Origin of the sequence: Pseudomonas sp. CM25 (assembly GCF_013179705.1) — a bacterium.
GTDB lineage: Bacteria > Pseudomonadota > Gammaproteobacteria > Pseudomonadales > Pseudomonadaceae > Aquipseudomonas.
Genome location: NZ_JABMCW010000603.1, coordinates 1 through 1776, shown reverse-complemented (window position 1 = coordinate 1776; position 1776 = coordinate 1). Strand labels below are relative to the sequence as shown.

General features: G+C 65.2%; 3 protein-coding genes. All 3 read right to left on the bottom strand.

Features of this window, described 5'->3' with window-relative positions; genetic code table 11:
• The coding region (locus HP546_RS29890; RefSeq protein WP_172233377.1) for an SDR family NAD(P)-dependent oxidoreductase at positions 1 to 268 on the bottom strand (268 nt) is incomplete at its 3' end.
• A gap of 69 nt (positions 269 to 337) precedes the next feature.
• Positions 338 to 1009 (bottom strand): N-acetylmuramic acid 6-phosphate phosphatase MupP, encoded by a 672-nt coding sequence (gene mupP / locus HP546_RS29885; RefSeq protein ID WP_172233374.1) that lies wholly within the window; start codon positions 1007 to 1009, stop codon positions 338 to 340.
• Between the two features lie 2 nt (positions 1010 to 1011).
• The gene (gene ubiG, locus HP546_RS29880; RefSeq protein ID WP_172233371.1) at positions 1012 to 1710 is read right to left on the bottom strand and encodes a bifunctional 2-polyprenyl-6-hydroxyphenol methylase/3-demethylubiquinol 3-O-methyltransferase UbiG; all 699 of its coding nucleotides are present in this window, start codon (positions 1708 to 1710) and stop codon (positions 1012 to 1014) included.
• Between the last annotated feature and the right edge of the window lie 66 nt (positions 1711 to 1776).

Sequence of the window (1776 nt, the reverse complement as noted above, 5' to 3'; positions counted from 1 at the left end):
GGTCCTCGATCATCACGGCCAGCTCGTCGTACTGATGGGGCAGGGCGGTTTCCAGGTTGAACGGGATCACCACCGGCTGCGGATGCCCGGCGGCTTCGATCTGGTCATACACCTCGTTCAGGTTGGCCTCGGTCTTGCCCAGCAGCAGCACAGTGGCGCCCAGCGCGGCGTAGGCCTTGGCAGCAGCGGCGCCAATGCCGCGGCCGGCACCGGTAACCAGGATGACCCGGCCTTGCAGCAGGTCGGGGCGGGCGGTGTAGTCGAACATGGTTCTGTCCTTCGTGTTCGTTGGCGCAGCACCGCTCCCACGGGGACTGTGCTGCGGTCTAGGCGGGGTTCAGCAGCCGCACAGCGCGCTGTCGATCACTTTGCGCAGGTCCAGCGGGTGGTCCACCACCACGTCGGCACCCCAGTTGTTGGGGTTGTCCTCTGGATGAATATAGCCGTAGCGCACGGCCGCCGTGCGGGTGCCGGCATCGCGGCCAGACTCGATGTCGCGCAGGTCGTCACCGACGAACAACACGCTGGCCGGGTCCAGGCCCAGGGTGGCGCAGGCCAGGATCAGTGGCTCGGGGTCGGGCTTGCTGTTTTTCACGTGGTCCGGGCAGATCAGCAGCGCCGAACGCTCGGCCAGGCCCAGTTGCTGCATGATCGGCTCGGCGAAGCGCACCGGCTTGTTGGTGACCACGCCCCACAGCAGGTTGCCCTTCTCGATGTCGCCCAGCAGCTCGGCCATGCCGTCGTACAGTTTGCTGTGCACCGCGCAGTCGCGCTGGTAGCGCTCCAGAAACTCCAGGCGCAGGGCCTCGAAGCCTTCTGCCTCCGGGTTCATGGCAAAGGTGGCGGCGACCATGGCACGGGCGCCCCCGGAAATCACGTCGCGGATGCGCTGGTCGTCAATGGCCGGCAAGCCGCGTTCGGCGAGCATGGCCTGGCAAATGGCGATGAAGTCCGGCGCCGTGTCGAGCAAGGTGCCGTCCATGTCGAAGAGTACTGCTCGCAAACGCATGCTCATTCCTCGCGCAGGGTCTGGATCATGTAGTTGACGTCAACGTCGCTGGCCAGCTTGTAGTGCTTGGTCAGCGGGTTGTAGGTGAGACCGATGATGTCCTTCACCTGCAGGCCGGCATCGCGGCTCCACGCGCCCAGCTCGGACGGACGGATGAACTTCTTGAAGTCGTGGGTACCGCGCGGCAGCATCTTGAGGATGTACTCGGCGCCGACGATGGCCAGCAGGTAGGCCTTGGGGTTGCGGTTGATGGTGGAGAAGAACACCTGGCCGCCGGGCTTGACCATGCGGTAGCAGGCGCGAATCACCGAAGACGGGTCGGGCACGTGCTCAAGCATTTCCAGGCAGGTGACCACGTCGAACTGTTCGGGCATTTCTTCGGCCAGGGCTTCGGCGGTGATCTGCCGGTAGTCCACCTGCACGCCCGATTCCAGCTGGTGCAGCTGGGCCACGGCCAGGGGCGCCTCGCCCATGTCGATACCGGTCACCGTGGCGCCGCGCAGGGCCATCGCTTCGCTGAGGATGCCGCCGCCGCAACCCACGTCCAGCACTTTCTTGCCGGCCAGGCTGGCGCGTTCATCGATCCAGTTGACGCGCAGCGGGTTGATTTCGTGCAGCGGCTTGAACTCGCTTTCGCGGTCCCACCAGCGGTGGGCCAGCGCTTCGAACTTGGCGATTTCGGCGCGGTCGACGTTGCTCATTGAACAGTCCTCTGAAACTTCGCAAAATTGCGCAGGAGTATACCCGAGCGCTCAGGGCCGAGGGTC